Source organism: Pseudomonas asiatica (assembly GCF_040214835.1).
GTDB lineage: Bacteria > Pseudomonadota > Gammaproteobacteria > Pseudomonadales > Pseudomonadaceae > Aquipseudomonas > Aquipseudomonas putida_Z.
Genome location: NZ_CP157874.1, coordinates 1,741,877 through 1,758,457 on the forward strand (window position 1 = coordinate 1,741,877; position 16,581 = coordinate 1,758,457).

At 64.3% G+C, this 16,581-nt stretch carries 14 protein-coding genes; 5 read left to right on the top strand and 9 right to left on the bottom strand.

The features are described 5' to 3' along the window. Positions 1-41 precede the first annotated feature (41 nt). From ABNP31_RS07935 to ABNP31_RS07960, 6 genes are all read right to left on the bottom strand, one after another. The gene (locus ABNP31_RS07935) at positions 42-3,674 is read right to left on the bottom strand and encodes an ATP-binding protein (RefSeq protein WP_085617196.1); all 3,633 of its coding nucleotides are present in this window, start codon (positions 3,672-3,674) and stop codon (positions 42-44) included. A gap of 8 nt (positions 3,675-3,682) precedes the next feature. Next, positions 3,683-4,300, bottom strand: a complete 618-nt coding sequence (locus ABNP31_RS07940; RefSeq protein WP_085617198.1) for a response regulator transcription factor — start codon at positions 4,298-4,300, stop codon at positions 3,683-3,685. A 283-nt stretch (positions 4,301-4,583) separates the two neighbouring features. Continuing rightward, complete coding sequence (locus tag ABNP31_RS07945) at positions 4,584-5,915, bottom strand: deoxyguanosinetriphosphate triphosphohydrolase (RefSeq protein ID WP_013971681.1); 1,332 nt, start codon at positions 5,913-5,915, stop codon at positions 4,584-4,586. 189 nt (positions 5,916-6,104) lie between these two features. Beyond that, complete coding sequence (locus ABNP31_RS07950) at positions 6,105-6,434, bottom strand: hypothetical protein (RefSeq protein WP_013971682.1); 330 nt, start codon at positions 6,432-6,434, stop codon at positions 6,105-6,107. Then, a complete protein-coding gene (locus ABNP31_RS07955) occupies positions 6,431-6,805 on the bottom strand; it encodes a phage holin family protein (RefSeq protein WP_025338297.1) in 375 nt (124 codons plus the stop codon). Before ABNP31_RS07955 ends, ABNP31_RS07950 begins: the two co-directional genes overlap by 4 nt. 9 nt (positions 6,806-6,814) lie before the next feature. Continuing rightward, entirely contained in the window at positions 6,815-7,129 is a 315-nt protein-coding gene (locus tag ABNP31_RS07960; RefSeq protein WP_075044200.1) for a DUF883 family protein, read from the bottom strand. Between the two features lie 313 nt (positions 7,130-7,442). Here ABNP31_RS07960 and ABNP31_RS07965 point away from each other — a divergent pair, with 313 nt between their 5' ends. The 5 genes from ABNP31_RS07965 to ABNP31_RS07985 all read left to right on the top strand — a co-directional run bounded on the left by ABNP31_RS07965 (position 7,443) and on the right by ABNP31_RS07985 (position 10,812). After that, on the top strand, positions 7,443-8,651 hold the full coding sequence (locus ABNP31_RS07965) for an ammonium transporter (RefSeq protein WP_025338299.1): 1,209 nt from the start codon (positions 7,443-7,445) through the stop codon (positions 8,649-8,651). A gap of 71 nt (positions 8,652-8,722) precedes the next feature. Then, positions 8,723-8,962, top strand: coding sequence for a glutaredoxin family protein (locus ABNP31_RS07970; protein WP_019096182.1), 240 nt, complete (start codon positions 8,723-8,725; stop codon positions 8,960-8,962). Positions 8,963-9,070: 108 nt separating this feature from the next. Further along, positions 9,071-9,502: a D-Ala-D-Ala carboxypeptidase family metallohydrolase gene (locus tag ABNP31_RS07975; RefSeq protein ID WP_085664995.1), complete on the top strand. Its 432-nt coding sequence runs from the start codon at positions 9,071-9,073 to the stop codon at positions 9,500-9,502. Between the two features lie 65 nt (positions 9,503-9,567). After that, complete coding sequence (locus ABNP31_RS07980) at positions 9,568-9,876, top strand: hypothetical protein (protein WP_004376097.1); 309 nt, start codon at positions 9,568-9,570, stop codon at positions 9,874-9,876. Between the two features lie 51 nt (positions 9,877-9,927). After that, on the top strand, positions 9,928-10,812 hold the full coding sequence (locus tag ABNP31_RS07985; RefSeq protein WP_350013170.1) for a pseudouridine synthase: 885 nt from the start codon (positions 9,928-9,930) through the stop codon (positions 10,810-10,812). A 135-nt stretch (positions 10,813-10,947) separates the two neighbouring features. Here the strand turns inward: ABNP31_RS07985 and ABNP31_RS07990 are convergent, their stop codons facing one another. The 3 genes from ABNP31_RS07990 to acnA form a co-directional block, all read right to left on the bottom strand. Then, positions 10,948-12,513, bottom strand: coding sequence for a methyl-accepting chemotaxis protein (locus tag ABNP31_RS07990; RefSeq protein WP_025338303.1), 1,566 nt, complete (start codon positions 12,511-12,513; stop codon positions 10,948-10,950). 198 nt (positions 12,514-12,711) lie between these two features. Next, on the bottom strand, positions 12,712-13,488 hold the full coding sequence (locus tag ABNP31_RS07995; protein ID WP_350013171.1) for a CPBP family intramembrane glutamic endopeptidase: 777 nt from the start codon (positions 13,486-13,488) through the stop codon (positions 12,712-12,714). 199 nt (positions 13,489-13,687) lie between these two features. Next, positions 13,688-16,429 (bottom strand): aconitate hydratase AcnA, encoded by a 2,742-nt coding sequence (gene acnA / locus ABNP31_RS08000; protein WP_350013172.1) that lies wholly within the window; start codon positions 16,427-16,429, stop codon positions 13,688-13,690. Positions 16,430-16,581 lie beyond the last annotated feature (152 nt).

A 16,581-nucleotide genomic window follows, 5' to 3' on the forward strand; every position in this document is an offset into this window, starting at 1 on the left:
GAAACAATCCTCTTAGGTAATAACGCCGCGCAGTCTACCAGTTAACACGCCTGGCTGCCTGCCTGTGTGCAGGTACCTGTGGCCAGTTCCTTGGCCAGGGCACGTTCTACCCGGCACATATGCCGCGCCAGTGCCTGGCGCCGCAGGCGTAACTGGTCGGGAGGCAAGTCGCTTGCCTCCAGGGCTTCGCAGGCTTTCATCAGCGCGGGGGCTTCCAGCATCCGCGCGGCGCTGAGCACCTTGTGCGCCTGTTCGGCAATGGCACCGCTGTCGTGCTGCGGATGCAATGCCATCAAGGTGGCCAGGTCGGCCTGCAGGCTCTGCTGCAACGCCTGCAGGAAGCGCCGGCGGTCGTTCGGGTCATGCCCGACCACTGTGGCCAGGCCGTCCAGGTGGTACAGCTTGCGCCGCGGTTTGTGCTGGCGGCGCGGGCGGATGCCGGCCAGGCGCTGGCTGAGCGTGCCCAGGCTGATGGGCTTGAGCAGGCAGTCGTCCATGCCGGCGCTCAGGCACTTTCGGCGTACCTCCGGCTGTGCGTTGGCGGTGTAGCCGAGAATGGTGCAGCGCGGCCGCTTGCCATGGCGTTCCTCGGTACGCACGGCGGTGGCCAGCTGGTAGCCGTTCATGTGCGGCATGTTGCAGTCGAGCACCAGCACATCGAAGTCGCCCGCCCGCCAGGTGGCCAGGCCTTCGCGACCGTCGCGGGCGCTGGTGTGCTCCAGCCCCAGGTAGCCAAGCTGCTGTGCCATCAGTTGCAGGTTGGCCGGGTGGTCGTCGATCACCAGCACGTTCAGCCGTGGGTCGGGCACATCGAGGTTCTCGATCAGCGGGGCCGGCTGCGCCGCAGCGTCAACCCGCTGCAGCGGCATTTTCAGGCGCACCTGGGTGCCGACATCCTCCAGGCTCTTGATGGTCAGGCTGCCGCCCATCATTTCGCACAGGTTGCGACAGATGGCCAGGCCCAGCCCGGTACCCGCGCGGGCGCTCTGGCTATGCGGGTTGGCCTGGATGAACGGGTTGAACAGGCGTTGCAGGTCGTCGGCATGGATACCGATGCCACTGTCGCGCACTTCCAGCTCCAGCACGGCGGGGGTAGTGCTGCCGTCGTCCACCAGGCCGACGCAGATGCGCACCTGGCCATGCTCGGTGAACTTGATGGCGTTGCTCACCAGGTTGGACAGGACCTGCTTGAAACGCAGGGGGTCGAGCAGGGCATGGCAGCGTGCGGCCGGTGCGATCATCACCTCCAGGGCCAGGCCTTTCTGCCGCGCCTGGCCTTCGAAAATGCGCCCCACCGATTCGACCAGGGCCGCCAGGTCGACGGCCTCCGGGGCGAGGGACAAGTGCCCCGACTCGATGCGCACGATGTCGAGGATATCGCCGATCAGGCCCAGCAGGTCCTTGGCCGAGTGGTGGGCCAGTTCCAGCGCGCAACGGTCTACCCGGCCTTGGTCGGCACGCTTGACTGCCAGTTCGAGCATGCCGATGACCGCATTCATCGGGGTGCGGATTTCGTGGCTGATGGTGGCCAGGAACGTGCTTTTGGCGCGGTTCGCATCGTCGGCCTGCTGCTTGGCCTGGCGCAGCTCCATGACCAGATGGCGGCGCTCGCTGATGTCGATCCAGCCACCGATGATGCCTTGCACCTCACCCAGTGAGTCGCGGTACGGCAGGATCCAGTGGTAGATGGTCATCTCCCGGCCCTGGATCCGTAGTGGCCGGTCCATGATCAGTGGCGAGCCTTCGGCCATCACCTTCAGGTAGTCGGCGTGGATCTGCCGGGTCTGCTCGAAATCGGCGAACAGGCTCCCCTCCAGGTTCTTGCCGATGACCTCTTCGGAGCGGGCCTGCACGGCTTCCAGATAGCTGTAGTTGCAGCTTTGCAGGCGGCCCTCGCGGTCACGCACGTACATGGGGTGGGGCGTGCCGTTGAGCAGGGCGCGCATGAACGCCAACTGGTCGTTCAGCGCCCGTTCGGCGCGTTGCCGCTGGCGAATCTGCAGGCGCAGGCGGGCATTCCACAGCAAGGCCAGCAGCAACAGCACGGCGGTGCCCAGTACCACCTGAATCGCCAGCCGGCGGTAGCCCTGGTCGTTGCCATCCTCGTGCAGGCTGAAGCCGCGCCAGCGGTTGTTGATGACCCCCAGTTCTTCCGGCGAGATGCTCAGCAGCGCCTTGTCGAGGATCGACACCAGCGCCTGTGACGGGGCGCTGGTGGCCATGGCGAAGTTGGCGGGTTCGCTGCCGACGGTAGCCCGGATGACCAGTTCGGGGTTGCCGGCCAGCGCGTGGTTGGCGTCGATCAGGGTGGTGATCACCGCATCGACGGCACCGCTGTTGAGCAACGCCATGGAATAGAACGAACTTTCGGTCTCGACCCAGCCGATTTGCGGATAGTGCCGCGACAGCATGGCGTCCATGGCGCTGTAGCGGGTAATGGCGATGCGATGACCCTGCAGCTGTTCCAGCGAGGTGAAGGGTTGTTTGTCCTTGCGGCTGACCAGCACATAGGCGCTTTCCAGGTAGGGCTGGCTGATTTGCAGGTCGTCTTCGTTCACCCCGCCGGTGGCCAGTGCGGCGATGACATCGGCGCGGCCATCCTTGAGGCGGGCAATCATGTCGGCAAGGCCGCTGGCGCGCTGCACTTCGAAACGCAAGCCGGTGCGCAGGCGAAGGAGCTCGAGCAGGTCGGCGGTGATGCCGCGAAAATGCCCCGAGCCATCGAAATAGGAGACCGGTGCAGCGGTGTCATCGATTGCCACACGCATCACCGGGTGGTCCTTCAGCCATTGTTCTTCGGTGTCGGTCAGTTGCAGCTTGCGGTCGGTCAGCAGCAGGTCGCTACCGGCGCTCCAGCGCTTGAAGATACTGGCGCGTATGGCCGAGGTCTGTCTGTCCAGGGTGGCGTTCACCATCTCCATCAGCACCCTGTCCTCGTGGCGCAGGGCAAAACCGAAGCCGATGGCTTCGTGCTTGCCGAAACTGGCCATGCGCAAGCGCGGCAGGTGGCCGCGATTGAGCTGGTAGTGGGTGGAAATGGTATCGCCGATGAACACGTCGGCCTGGCCGAACGCCACGGCACTCAGGGCCTGGCTGGATGAGCCGAAGGCCAGCAGCTCGGCCTTGGGGTAGGCGCTTTTCACCTCCTGCCGGGGCAGGTAGTGGTAGAGCATGCCCAGGCGCATGCCAGCCAGGCCCATGTCCAGCGCCCGGCTTTCGTCCTCGCGCGTTACCAGCACCGGTTGGTCGATGGCATAGGGGTGCGACAGGGCCAGGCCATCGCTGGCCGCTTCGTAGCCATTGGAGCTGCCAAGCAGGTCGATGTCGCCCTGCCGGAGCGCCTCCACCGCCGCTTGCCGGCTGGTAAAGCGCAGCACTCGCACGGGCAACTGCAGGGCCTTGCCGATCAGGCTCGCGTACTCGGCGGTAAGGCCCTGGTAGTCGCGGCCCCCACTGGTGATGTCGAACGGCGGGTAGTCCGGTGCCGAGGTACCCAGCACCAGTTCCTGACGGCCTTCGAGCCATTGCCGTTGTTCGCTGGTGAGGGCAGGCAGTGCCGGCCTGGCCGATGAGCGTGCCAGCAAGGTATAGGACGAAGCTTCGTGATGGGTAGCCTGTGCCACGCCGCTGAACAGGAGCAGGGTGAGCAGCAGGCGAACGATAAGGTGCGCCATGACTACCCTCAGACCAGCGCGTTGCGTTTGGCCATTTCAATCAGGTCGACCAGTGTATTGACCTGAAGTTTGTGCATGAGGCGCTTCTTGTAGGTACTTACGGTCTTGCTGCTGAGGAACATGCCCTTGGCAATTTCCTTGTTGCTGCGGCCTTGGGCGAATAGTTGCAGTACCATCAGTTCGCGGTCATTTACCTGACGGAAAAGTTGCAAGTCGGCATCTACCGCCTGTTCATGCTTGATTGCCTGGCTGGGGAAGTAGTTGTAACCGGCCAGTACGGCCTTGATTGCACTGAGCAGTTCGCTCAGGTCTTCCTGCTTGCACACGTAGCCTGCAGCACCCGAGTGCATGCAGCGTACGGCAAACAATGCGGGAGACTGCGCGGTCAGTACCAGCACCTTCATGGGCAGGGCCATGGCCTGGAACCGGGCAAGCACCTCCAGCCCATCCAGCTTGGGGATGCTGATGTCGAGGATGACCAGGTCGGGCGCGGTTTCGCGAATCATCTGCATGGCGTCAACGCCGTTGTCCGACTCGCCGACAACCTTGTAATTCTGGTTTTCCAGCAACATACGAACGGCCAGGCGGATGACGGGATGGTCGTCGACGATAAATATGGAATGCATGTTCAACTTCCCTGCGGGCTATTGAGGGTGACAGGCGGCACCTTATCGCAGTTGGAAGTCGTCAGGCATGCGAGGAAGGGCTATTAGCCCTATATGGGAAATGGCTTACAAGATAAAACAAAACGGGCTACGAGACAGGCGCGTTTAACTCGATGTCAAAGCGTGATTGGTAACTTTTCATTTATTCTTATTCGTGCTGTTTAACTTGTTGCCAGTATATGTAGGAAGTTTCCCACAATACACGGTGCAGCTTCGGGCAATGCCCGGGCTGCACCGGCAGGGCTCAGGTCGGGCTGGAGCGCCCGGTCATTTCCCGGGCCATTTCGCTGGCATAGCTGTCGGTCATCCCGGCGATGAAGTCGATCATGCGCAGGAAGGCGCTGTGCAGCGAGCCGTGTGGGTCGGGGGCATTGTTGCCGATAAGGTCCAGTACCCGGCGGCTCTTGAACGATGGCGTGCGTCCGCCGTGCTGTTCGAGGGCGGCGCCGCAGAAGGTGTTCAGCAGAATCTCCAGCGTGGTGTAGGCGCCGATCTCGTGCAGGGTCTTGCGCTTGTCCTGGAAGATTTTGTTGCGTGCCATGTCCTTGGCCTGCAGCACGCAGCGCTTGGCCGGGCCGTGCATGTGTTCGACCAGGTCGCCCGCCAGCTGGCCGGCCAGCAAGGCTTGCTGCTGCTCGACGAAGGCGCGGGCGGCAGCGTTGGTCAGGTGCTCGATGGCCTTGCCGCGCAGGATCGCCAGCTTGCGCCGCCGGGAGTCGCCTGGGCCGAGCTGGCGGTAGGTTTCCGGCAGGTCATCGCCGACCAGGTCGAGCAGCAGCGCTTCGACTTCGGCGTACTGCAGCAACTCCATTTCCAGGCCGTCTTCCAGGTCGATCAGCGCGTAGCAGATGTCATCCGCAGCCTCCATCAGGTAGACCAGCGGGTGGCGCGCCCAGCGCTGGTGTTCCAGTTGCGGCAGGCCGAGCTTGCGGGCGATCTGCTCGAGCAGTGGCAGTTCACTCTGGTAACTGCCGAACTTGTGCTTCTTGTAGCCCAGGGCGTCGGCGTGGCGTGCGCTCCACGGGTACTTCAGGTAAGTGCCGAGGGTGGCATAGGTCAGCCGGGTACCGCCGTCGAACTGGTGGTACTCCAGCTGGGTGAGTACGCGAAAGCCTTGGGCGTTGCCTTCGAAGTTGAGGAAGTCGGCGCGCTCGTCGTCGCTCATGTCGTCCAGCCAGCCACGCCCGGCGGCCTGCTGGAACCAGTGGCGGATGGCGTCTTCGCCAGAGTGGCCGAACGGTGGGTTGCCGATGTCATGGGCCAGGCAGGCCGACTGCACGATCATCCCCAGGTCGCTGGGGGCGCACCAGTCCGGCAGGCTGTCGCGCAGGGTTTCGCCGACGCGCATGCCCAGCGAGCGGCCGACGCAGCTGACTTCCAGCGAGTGGGTCAGGCGTGTGTGGATATGGTCGTTGCTGGAAACCGGGTGCACCTGGGTCTTGCGCCCGAGGCGGCGGAAGGCACCGGAGAAGATGATGCGGTCGTGGTCCTTGTGGAAGGGGCTGCGCCCGAGTTCATCGGCGCTGTACAGGGCTTTGCCCAGGCGTTCGCGGGTGAGCAGGGTGTGCCAGTCCAAGGCGCGGTCTCCTGTGGATCGAGGGGTATAGCTTCCGGTGTCCGGAAGGGCAGCGCAAGGGGTAAGCCCGTAATGGCCCTATCGCCGGCAAGCCGGCTCCCACAGGGATTGCACATGGCTTGAGGCCGATGCGGTCGAGGTGGGAGCCGGCTTGCCGGCGATAGGGTCGGTGCAGTCGACGGAAAACGCTCAGGGGCGGCGGCTGCCTTGCAGGTACAGGCGCAGCAGCGGCAGCAGGCTGGTGCCCAGGCGCAACAGCCGCGCCAGGTTGCCGCTGCGCACGCCCTTGCCGGTGAGGAAACCCAGCGCCACCACGGCGCCAATCCCCCACAGCGGCGCATGCTTGATGCCCAGCCCGTCGTGCAGCGAGCTGCCCATGCCGCGCACGCGGCGCAGTGGCTCAAGCAACTGCGCGGACTCGTGGCGGATTTCCTGGCGGTGCATTTCCATGCGCAGGCGCAGCAGCGCCTTGCGCAGTTCGCGCGGGTTTCGGGTGTTTGGCAGTTCTGGCAGGCTCATGGCAACAGGCGCTCCCGGTCCTTGGCAAGTTCCTCGAGGGTGGCGCCGAAGGGCGACGACTCGTCGAACACTGCTGCCTTCAGACGCAGGCCGCAATACAGCGCGGCGATGCCGTAGAACACGCACAGGCCGATGATGCCGGCCAGGCGATAGCTGTCCCACAGCAACACCAGCAACAGCCCGGACAGCGCCGTCAGCAGCAGCAGGGCGAATACCAGGGCCAGGCCGGCGAACAGCAGCAGGCTCAAGGTGCGGCCCTTCTGCTCCTGCAACTCGATGCCAAACAGTTCGATATGGCTGTGCAGCAGCCCCAGGGCAGCCGCGCCCAGGCGCCTGCCCGAGGCGCTGGCGCCGTTGGCGTCGTTCTCCATGGGAACCCCTTAGCGCCGGTTGGCCAGCAGGCCGATCAACAGGCCGACGCCAGCGGCAATGCCGATCGCCTGCCATGGTTTTTCCTGCACGTACTGTTCGGCACTGCCCAGTGCTGCCTGGCCGCGCTCGCGCACCGAGTCCTGGGTCAGCTGCAGGCTTTCGCGGGCCTGGGCCAGGCGTTCGTGGATCTGTTCACGCAATTCGTCAGCCTGGTCGCCGGCCAGGTTGGCGGTGTCGGCCAGCAGCTTCTCGGTGTCGCGGACCAGTGCCTGGAAGTCAGCCATCAATATCTCTTGTGCAGTCTTTGCCGATTTGCTGGCCATGGGTGTCTCCCTGTCGATGAGTGTTGGTAGTTCGAGTGATAGCACGCGCGGAAGGTTCAAGTGCCGGCGCTGGTATGGGCCTTGCTAAGGCTTTGCCACGTTGCGGGGCGCCCCAGGCAGGTATTGCGCCGATTAGGGGCGCCAGCGCAACGGATACCGATAAACCTTAACCCAATCCACGACAAACCCAAGAAAAAACCACGCAGGCTCCGCCCGGCTCACCGAAACAGGGCAGGGGGCTGGCACCGATTCGGTGCAGGGATGCAGGTTCTTGAACTGTCCTGGTGCCTTTTTCAGCAGGTCTGCCTATTTCATGGAAAACATGCACAGCGCGATGGACTCCCTGGTCCACGGTTCCAACACCCTGTTCATTCTCATGGGCGCCATTCTGGTGCTGGCCATGCACGCCGGCTTCGCTTTTCTCGAAGTGGGCACGGTGCGCCACAAGAACCAGGTCAACGCCTTGTCGAAAATTCTCAGCGACTTCGCTATCTCGGCATTGGTGTACTTCTTCATCGGCTACTGGATCGCCTACGGCGTCAACTTCTTCCAGCCAGCGGCGGCGCTGGCGGCCGACCATGGCTATGCGCTGGTCAAGTGCTTCTTCCTGCTGACCTTTGCAGCGGCGATCCCTGCGATCATCTCCGGGGGTATCGCCGAGCGGGCGCGCTTCGTGCCGCAACTGTGTGCCACGGCGTTGATCGTGGCGTTCATCTACCCGTTCTTCGAGGGCGTGGTGTGGAACGGCAACCTGGGCGTTCAGGCCTGGTTGCAGGCACGCTTCGGCGCGCCGTTCCATGACTTTGCCGGCTCGGTGGTGGTGCATGCCATGGGTGGTTGGCTGGCGCTGGCGGCGGTGCTACTGCTGGGCGCGCGCCGCGGGCGCTACCGCGATGGCCGGCTGGTGGCGTTTGCGCCGTCGAGCATTCCCTTCCTGGCATTGGGGTCGTGGATCCTGATCATCGGCTGGTTCGGCTTCAACGTCATGAGTGCCCAGACCTTGCAGGGTGTCAGCGGCCTGGTGGCGATCAACTCGCTGATGGCCATGGTCGGTGGCACCCTGTCGGCCTTGCTGGCCGGGCGTAACGACCCGGGCTTCCTGCATAACGGGCCGCTGGCCGGGCTGGTAGCGGTTTGTGCCGGTTCCGACCTGATGCACCCGATTGGTGCGCTGGCCACCGGCCTGGTGGCGGGCGCGCTGTTCGTCTGGACCTTCACCGCGGCGCAGAACCGCTGGAAGATCGACGATGTGCTGGGGGTGTGGCCGTTGCATGGCCTGTGCGGTGTCTGGGGTGGCATGGCCTGCGGTATCTTCGGCCAGGAGGTGCTGGGTGGCATGGGCGGTGTCAGCCTGGTCAGCCAGTTGCTGGGCAGCCTGATGGGCGTGGTGGTGGCATTGGCCGGCGGTTTTGCCGTGTATGGTGCAATCCGCGCGCTGCACGGGCTGCGCTTGAGCCATGAGCAGGAGTTCCAGGGCGCGGACCTGTCGCTGCACCGTATCGGCGCCACCAGCCAGGATTGAGCCAGGTCAGGTGCACGGACGGCAGTACGGACCTAGAATAGGTTTCTCCCTGCCAAACCGGACTTGCCCCCATGCTGCCTGAATGCCAACTGTTCGGCACCCTCGGCTGCCACCTGTGTGAAGTGGCCGAGGCCGTGCTGATGCCCTTCGTCGACCATGGCCTGCTGGTGGAGCTGGTCGATATTGCCGAGAACGAAGCCCTGTTCGAACGCTATGGCCTGATCATTCCGGTGCTGCGCCGCTGTGACAATGGCGGCGAGCTGCACTGGCCGTTCGATGCCGAACAGGTGGTGGCGTTTCTCGCGCAGTAATCGCACAAGGGGAGGTCTGTCCCTGCTCCATGCAGTGTGGTGCGTTGTGATGATCCGCTGCCGGCACGTTGAGGCCGGCATCCTTCACCGGTCATCAGGAACCCAGCCATGCGTATTTCCCCCCATTTCACCCTTGATGAAATGACCGTTTCGCAGCTCGCCGCCAGGGAAGGGCTCGACAACAATCCTCCAGCCGAAGCCCGTGCCAACCTGCAGTTGCTGTGCAATGCACTGGAGCAGGTGCGCGCGCTGTTCGGTGCACCAGTCATCGTCAGCAGCGGCTATCGCAGCCCCGCAGTCAACCAGCGCATTGGCGGGGCGCTGACGAGCAAGCATCTGCAGGGGCTGGCAGCTGACTTCACGGTGATTGAAGTGAGCCCGCGCGAGGTGGTGCGCCGGATCAGCGAAAGCGCCATCCCCTTCGACCAGTTGATCCTCGAATTCGATGACTGGGTGCACCTGGCCGTGTCGCGTAGCGCCCCCCGGCGCCAGGTGCTGACCATCCGCAAAGGCACCGGCTATCTGCCGGGCCTGCAATGAAGCGCATTGACGGCGCCAAGGGGATGTTCGTATGCTGTATATAAATACAGTATCGAGGTGAAGCCATGCTCAATGTCGAGCAACTCAAGTACAGCGTCAACCGCATGCCCGTCGAGCGGGTGGCCGACGCTGTTCTGGAACTGCGCCTCGAAGGCCTGGTGACCGACGACCGTACGCCGTTCGGCAAGGTCCACTTCAATACCTGTTTCGCCGAGATCGAGGCCCTGTTCCAGCGTGCCGGCTACCACCGTGGGCTGGACGTGGTGGGCTACCAGGGGTTGCTGTATGCCCTCTACGACCCTGGGCGCTGGGAGCCGGTGCAGGTGTTGCGCTGGCTGAAGGAGCGCTGCGAGGCCATTGCCCAGGCTGGTTGAGGGCGCGGGCTTGGGGGATAATGCGCGGCCGTGAACGTTTCGAGCCCTGCCATGACCACGCCTTTCGACCCCGCCCGCCAGCAAGCCAGCACGGTGTGCCTGCCCCCCGGTAACTGGGCGACGGTGCTCGACTGCCTGTGTGACCATTTCAAGGCCATCGACCGCGCCCAGTGGCTCGACCGCTTTGCCCGTGGCCGGGTACTGGATGCCGAGGGGCGGGCGGTTTCTGCCGAACTGCCTTACAAGCGCGGTATGCGTTTGCACTACTTCCGTGAGGTGCCGAACGAGCGGCCCATACCGGTGCAGGAGACCGTACTGCATGTGGATGAGCACCTGGTGGTAGCCGACAAGCCGCATTTCCTGCCAGTGACGCCGACTGGCGAATACGTCGAACAGACCTTGCTGCGCCGCCTGATCCGCCGCCTGGACAACCCGCATCTGGTGCCGTTGCACCGTATCGACCGGCATACCGCCGGGCTTGTACTGTTTTCCGCCAACCCGCAGAGCCGCAGTGCCTACCAGCGGCTGTTCCCCGAACGGCGTATCGACAAGCGCTACCAGGCCATTGCCGCGGCCATGCCGCAGCACGATTTCCCGCTGGTGCACAAAAGCCGCCTGGTTCATGGCGAGCCGTTTTTCCGCATGCATGAGGTAGCGGGGGAGGCCAACAGCGAAACCCTGGCCGAAGTGCTGGAGAAGAATGGCGAGCTGTGGCGTTATGGGCTGTCGCCAGTGACTGGCAAGACCCATCAGTTGCGTGTGCACATGGCGGCATTGGGGGCGGGGATCTGCAATGACCCGTTCTATCCGCAGTTGGTCAACGAAGAGGATGACTACCAGCGGCCGCTGAAGTTGCTGGCGCAGAGCCTGCGCTTTGCAGATCCGCTGAGCGGGGAAGAGCGCTACTTCGAGAGCTGCTTGCAGCTGGATTGGTAGTCTGGACGGGGTCGTTGTAGGAGCGGCCTTGTGTCGCGATGGGCCGCGAAGCGGCCCCGGCATTCTTTGCATCACCGCTGAACTCCTGGGGCCGCTTCGCGGCCCATCGCGACACAAGGCCGCTCCTACAGGGCCCTAGCGGTTGAACCGCTCCACCAGCGAGTACTGGGTACCCGCCGTGCTGGTCAGCTCTTCGCTGAGCAGCGCCGAGTGCTGGGCCTGTTCGGCAGTCTGGTCGGCCAGGTCGGCGATGGTGCTGATGTTGCGGCTGATCTCGTCAGCCACTGCAGTCTGCTCCTCGGTCGCCGCAGCAATCTGGGTGGCCATGTCGGTAATGTTGGCTACCGCTTCACTGATGCCCACCAGCGCCTCGTCGGCCTGCATCACACGGTCGACGCCTTCCTGCGCCTGGCGATGGCCGGTTTCCATGGTCAGCACGGCATTGCTGGCAGTTTGTTGCAGCTTGGCGATCAGGCCGTGGATCTGCCCGGTGGATTCGGCGGTGCGCTGGGCCAGTTGACGTACTTCGTCGGCCACCACGGCAAAGCCTCGGCCCATTTCACCGGCACGTGCCGCTTCGATGGCCGCGTTCAGCGCCAGCAGGTTGGTCTGGTCGGCGATGCCCTTGATCACATCGACCACGCCACCAATCTCGTCGCTGTCCTTGGCCAGTTGCGTCACCGTCTGGCCGGTCTCGCCCACCGCCGCCGACAGGCGTTCGATGGCCTCGCGAGTTTCACCGGCAATCTGCCGGCCCTGGCTGGTCAGGCGGTTGGCTTCCTGGGTGGCATCGGCGGTGCGCTGCACGTGGTTGGCCACTTCCTGGGTGGTGGCGGCCATCTGGTTGACCGCAGCGGCAACCTGCTCGGTCTCCACCCGCTGGCGCTCCAGGCCCGAAGAACTCTTGTGCGCCAGCTCGTCGGACTGGCGCGCCTGTTCGCTGAGGTGTTCGGCGCTGTCCTGCAGGCGGGTCAGGCAGGTTTTCATGCGCGCGTCCTGGCTGAGCATGGCCATTTCCAGGCGCGCCTGCACGCCCCGGCTGTCGGTGTACATCTGCGCGATCAGCGGGTCGGAGGTGGTTTGCTCGGCCAGGCGCAGCAGGCGCTTGAGGCCACGTTGCTGCCAGCTCAGGCCCAGCAGGCCCAGCGGTACGGAAAGCCCGGCAGCCAGGGCGAAGCCCCAGGAATGGCCCAGCCAGTTGCCGATCAGGAAGCCCACCTGGCTGATCAGGATGAACGGCAACCAGTCCTGCAGCACCGGCAGCCACTTGTCCCGGCGTGGTACCGGCGGCTTGCCCTGGTTGATGCGCTGGTACAGCGCCTCGGCGCGGCGGACCTGCTCGGCGGTAGGCTTGACCCGCACCGACTCGAAGCCGACTACCTGGTTGTTGTCGAAGATCGGCGTGACATAGGCGTTGACCCAGTAGTGGTCGCCGGACTTGCAGCGGTTCTTGACGATACCCATCCACGGCTGGCCCTGCTTGAGGGTTTGCCACATGTGGGCAAACACCGCTGGCGGTACGTCGGGGTGGCGCACCAGGTTGTGCGGCGCACCGGTCAGTTCTTCGCGGGTGAAACCACTGATCTCGATGAAGGCATCGTTGCAGTAAGTGATCACACCTTTGGCATTGGTGGTGGAGATCAACCGCTGCTGGGCAGGGAAAGTCCGTTCTCTCTGGGTAATCGGCTGGTTGTTACGCATGGGTTGATAGTCCGCAGGGCTTTCGACTGGTATCGGCAAGCCGCTGGTTTTATTGAATGAATAATTAATGTGCTTGACCTGTGGCAACTGGCCATCAGTCGATCTGGGTTAGCCAACGAGCACGTTCAAGCAATTTAGCGTCATTATTTCGTTTTTACTGCTGTTTCATGACGGATAAGTCGAATGATGACCGAATGGCTAGCCAAGAGCCAGCATCGGATAGCTGAACAGGGTGAAATGCACCAGGTTCAGGCCAAAATGGCAGAGCACCGCCGCCGCCACGCCGCCCCAGCGGTACGCCAGGCCGTAGCCGATACCGGCAAGGGTGGCCAGGTACACCCATTGCCAGCCGGCCCCCAGGTGTGCCAGGCCGAACAGCAAGGCGGCGGCGAACAATGCCAGCCCTTGGTGGCGCAGCAGCCGTTGCAGGCCGGCCTGGATGTAACCGCGGAACAACAGTTCTTCGGTCAGGCTTACCAGCAGCAGGTTGTTCAGCAGCCATAGCCAGGCCTGGTCGGGCCATTTCGGGGCCCAGCCCAGCATGCCCATTGCCCAGGCGCCTCCCAGGCAGGCAAGCAGGGTCAGGGGCAGGGCGTACAGCAGGCTGGTCGCCAGGCCCTGGCTACGCCACAGGAACAACCAAGGGCAGGCCAGCAGCAGCCAGGCGCCGATCAGCGGTTTGTCCAGGTTCAGGTACATCGTGAAGGGCAGGGCGCCGGGGCTGAGGACAACGCCGTCGATGACCTTGGCAGCGTTGAAGCCGGGCAGCCAGTGCAATGCCAAGGCGATGGCCAGGAGGACGAACAACGTGTGGCCGAGGGCTTGTTGCCAGCGCTGGTGGCGGCGAGCGAGCAAGGCGCTGGCAAGCAGGGCGAGAAACGTGGGCAGGGTGGTGATGCCGAGGTTGCCCTGGCTCAGGGCGAGGGTGTAGCCGAGTGCCAGGAGTAAAAGTGCGATCAGGTGGAAGCGAGGCACGAGTGGTCCTTTTCGGGTAAACGGAAACGGGCCGCTACGCGTCGTCTGTAGGAGCGGCCTTGTGTCGCGATGGGCCGCATAGCGGCCCCAGATTTCAGCTTCGCCGCCGCTATCGAGCGGGGCCGCTGCGCGCCCCATCGCGACACAAGGCCGCTCCTACAGGCGATCGGCGTGTACAGCAGCCCCAAGCATACGCGCCTCAACCAGCAATCAGCTGGCGCAACACATAATGCAGAATTCCCCCGGCCTTGAAGTACTCCACCTCATTCACGGTATCGATCCGGCACAGCACCTCGATCTGCTCCTGCTGCCCATCCTCGCGGGTGATGCGCAAGGGCAGGCTCATGCCCGGGCGGATCTGTGCGCCGTTCAAGCCAAGCACATCGATCTTCTCCTTGCCGGTCAGCCCCAGTTGCTTGCGGTTGTGTCCGGCCTTGAACTGCAGCGGCAGTACGCCCATGCCTACCAGGTTGGAGCGGTGAATGCGCTCGAAGCTTTCCGCCAGTACCGCCTTGACCCCCAGCAGGTTGGTGCCCTTGGCCGCCCAGTCGCGGCTCGAGCCGGTGCCGTATTCCTGGCCGGCGATCACTACCAGCGGAGTGCCTTCCTGCTGGTAGCGCATGGCCGCGTCGTAGATCGACAGCTTCTCGCCACTGGGCACGTGCAGGGTGTTGCCACCTTCTTCGCCCGCCAGCATTTCGTTGCGGATGCGGATGTTGGCGAAGGTGCCGCGCATCATCACTTCATGGTTGCCACGCCGCGAGCCGTAGGAGTTGAAGTCGCGGGGCTCCACGCCCTGCTCACGCAGGTAGCGCCCGGCCGGGCTGTCGGCCTTGATGTTGCCGGCCGGGGAAATGTGGTCGGTGGTCACCGAGTCACCCAGCAGCGCCAGGATCCGCGCACCTTGGACGTCGGTGATCTGCGGGGGCGGCCCGCCGATGTCGTCGAAGAACGGCGGATGCTGGATATAGGTGGAGTCGGCCTGCCACACGTAGGTGGCCGCCTGCGGTACCTCAATGGCCTGCCACTGTGCATCGCCGGCGAACACCTCGGCGTACTCCTTGTGGAACATCGCCGTGTCGACCTTGGCCACGGCAGCGGCGATTTCCTGCTGGCTGGGCCAGATATCGCGCAGGTACACCGGCTGGCCATCCTTGCCGGTGCCCAACGGGTCGCGGGTCAGGTCCAGGCGCACGCTGCCGGCCAGGGCATAGGCCACCACCAGCGGCGGCGAGGCCAGCCAGTTGGTCTTGACCAGCGGGTGCACGCGGCCTTCGAAGTTGCGGTTGCCCGACAACACCGAAGCCACCGTGAGGTCGGCGCTGCCGATGGCTTTTTCGATCGCTTCATCCAGCGGGCCGGAGTTGCCGATGCAGGTGGTGCAGCCATAGCCGACCAGATCGAACCCTAATTGGTCCAGATAGGTGGTGAGCCCGGCGGCCTTGAAGTAGTCGGTGACCACCTTGGAGCCCGGCGCCAGCGAGCTCTTGACCCAGGGTTTGCGTTGCAGGCCTTTTTCCAGGGCCTTTTTCGCCACCAGCCCGGCGGCCATCATCACGCTGGGGTTGGAGGTGTTGGTACACGAGGTGATTGCGGCAATCACCACGGCGCCATCGCGCAGGGTGTGGGTCTGGCCTTGATGGCTGTAGTCGATCTCCCCGGCCTGGTCGGCGTTGCCCACCGCCACGCCGCCGCCACCTTCGCTTTCCAGGCGGCTGACCTCTTTGGCCAGCGGTTTGGGTTGCAGTTCGATGAAGTGGTCGAAGGCCTGGCTGACCTGGCCCAGGGCTACCCGGTCCTGCGGCCGCTTGGGCCCTGCCAGGCTGGCCTCGACCTCATGCATGTCCAGCGCCAGGCTGTCGCTGAACAGTGGCTCCTGGCCGGGCTTCCGCCACAGGCCCTGGGCTTTGCAGTACTGCTCGACCAGTTGCACGGTCGCCTCGGGGCGGCCGGACAGGCGCAGGTAGTCCAGGGTCACCTGGTCGACCGGGAAGAAGCCGCAGGTGGCGCCGTATTCCGGGGCCATGTTGGCGATGGTCGCACGGTCGGCCAAGGGCAGCTCGGCCAGGCCATCACCATAGAACTCGACGAACTTGCCCACCACGCCCTTCTTGCGCAGCATCTGCGTCACAGTCAGCACCAGGTCGGTGGCGGTGATGCCTTCGCGCAGTTTGCCGGTCAGCTTGAAGCCGATCACTTCGGGGATCAGCATCGACACCGGCTGGCCGAGCATGGCTGCCTCCGCTTCGATGCCGCCCACGCCCCAGCCGAGCACGCCCAGGCCATTGATCATGGTGGTGTGCGAATCGGTACCGACCAGGGTGTCGGGGAAGGCGTAGGTGCGGCCATCGGCCTCACGGGTCCAGACGGTGCGGCCGAGGTATTCGAGGTTGACCTGGTGGCAGATGCCGGTGCCCGGCGGTACCACGCGGAAGTTGTCGAAGGCGCTCTGGCCCCAGCGCAGGAAGGCATAGCGCTCGCCGTTGCGCTGCATTTCGATGTCGACGTTCTCGCTGAAGGCCTGCGGCGTGCCGTAGCGGTCGACCATCACCGAATGGTCGATCACCAGGTCCACGGGTGACAGCGGGTTGATCCGCTGCGGGTCGCCGCCGGCCTTGGCCATGGCTGCGCGCATGGCGGCCAGGTCGACCACGGCCGGCACACCGGTGAAGTCCTGCATCAGCACCCGCGCCGGGCGATACTGGATCTCGCGGTCGGAGCGTCGCTCGCCCAGCCATTGGGCGAGGGCGCGCAGGTCGTCGCCGGTGACGGTCTTGCCGTCTTCCCAGCGCAGCAGGTTTTCCAGCAGCACCTTCAGCGACATGGGCAGGCGCTGCAGGTCGCCCAGTTGGCGGGCGGCTTCGGTGAGGCTGAAGTAGTGGTAGGTCTGGTCGCCGACCTGTAGGGATTTGAGGGTATTCAGGCTATCGAGCGAGGGCATTGCCAACTCCTTCTGCGCCGGTGCCTGGCAAGATTTGCCGGTGGCACCGCTCTGTATCGATCCGCACGGCACGGACCTGGCTGAAAGGTCAGGTTAGACCGCTTTGCGCTACCTGACCCTTTTCTGGACCGGCGGGGCGTGTCGCAGGTTCC